Genomic DNA, 1,404 nt, shown 5'->3' with positions numbered 1-1,404 from the left:
GGTGACGTCCCGCTGAGTGGTGGAGTTTCTCGACACCGTGCGGGATCAGCTGTGTTGATTATGCCGCGTTGAGTTCCGGGATTGCCACCTCCTCGTCGTTCGCGGTGAGGAGCTTCATGGAGTGCTCGCTGAAGTAGCGGCGGTCGGCGCCGTCCCACTCGTCGTGTTGCTCGATCAGGACGTGCCCGGCGAGGCGCAGGAGCGCGGCGGGGTTGGGGAACGTGCCGACGACGTCGGTGCGGCGTTTGATCTCTTTGTTCACCCTCTCGAGCGGGTTCGTGGACCAGATCTGTCGCCAGTGCTGTTGCGGGAATCCGCAGAACGCGAGAATGTCGTTCTTCGCGTCCTCGAGCATGTTCGCGATCTTCGGGTGCGAGCGGGTGAGCATCCTGACGACTTCGTGGAACTGGGCGAAGACGTGCTCGGTATCGGGTTGCGCGAAGATCGTGCGGATGATTGACGCGACCATCGGCCCCGACGCTTTCGGGACGTTCGAGAGCACGTTGCGCATGAAATGGACCCTGCAGCGCTGCCAGGCGGAGCCGGCGAAGACCGTCTCGATCGCGGAGATCAGACCCGTGTGAGCATCGGAGATCACCAGCTTCACCCCGCCGAGCCCGCGGGCCTTCAGGCTGCGCAGGAAGCTCGTCCAGAACGGCTGCGATTCGGTCTCTCCGACCTCGAAGCCCAGCACTTCCCGGCGCCCGTCGGCCGCGACGCCGATCGCGACGACGACAGCTTGAGAGACGACCCGCCGGCCGACACGGGCTTTGCAGTAGGTCGCATCGAGGAACACATACGGATACGTCGTGTCGGCGAGGGGCCGGTCACGGAACGCGGCAACGTCCTCGTCCAGGTTCGCGCAGATCCGTGAGACTTCGGACTTGCTGATGCCGGTGTCCGCGCCGAGCGCTTTCACGAGGTCATCGACCTTGCGGGTGCTCACGCCGTGAACGTATGCCTCCATCACGACCGCGAACAACGCCTGATCGACGCGGCGGCGCCGCTCCAGCAGCGACGGGAAGAACGACCCCTGCCGCAGCTTCGGGAGCCGCAGCTCCAGATCCCCGGCCGTGGTCGTCAGGGTGCGCGGGCGGGTGCCATTGCGTTGCGTGACACGGCCCGGGGCGCGTTCGAAGGGGGCGGCGCCGATGAACGCGGCCGCTTCCGCATCGATCAGCTCCTGATAGAGCGTTTCCGTCGCGACACGGATCCGGTCGGTGACATCGGTGAGTTTCAGTTCCCCGAGGAGCTCGAGGAGGGCAGACTGGTCAAGAGCCATCGTGCGTTGTGTCTTTCTGTGAGTAGCTTTAGTCGGTTCTCACTGACCATCGCACGATGGCTCACCACGTCAACGACGTGACACTCCGAGCTGAGAACTACACCACCCCATGGGACGTCACC

Annotated in this window: 1 protein-coding gene; it reads right to left on the bottom strand. The window is 64.6% G+C overall.

The window, feature by feature from the left end; genetic code table 11:
- Positions 1-58 precede the first annotated feature (58 nt).
- Positions 59-1,282 (bottom strand): IS256 family transposase, encoded by a 1,224-nt coding sequence (locus IPV10_RS16800; RefSeq protein ID WP_207485809.1) that lies wholly within the window; start codon positions 1,280-1,282, stop codon positions 59-61.
- Positions 1,283-1,404 lie beyond the last annotated feature (122 nt).

It is taken from the genome of Microbacterium sp. SD291, from assembly GCF_017355365.1.
Classification (GTDB): Bacteria; Actinomycetota; Actinomycetes; order Actinomycetales; family Microbacteriaceae; genus Microbacterium.
The sequence above is the reverse complement of the archived record's forward strand: the minus strand, read 5'-3'. Positions and strand labels throughout refer to the sequence as shown.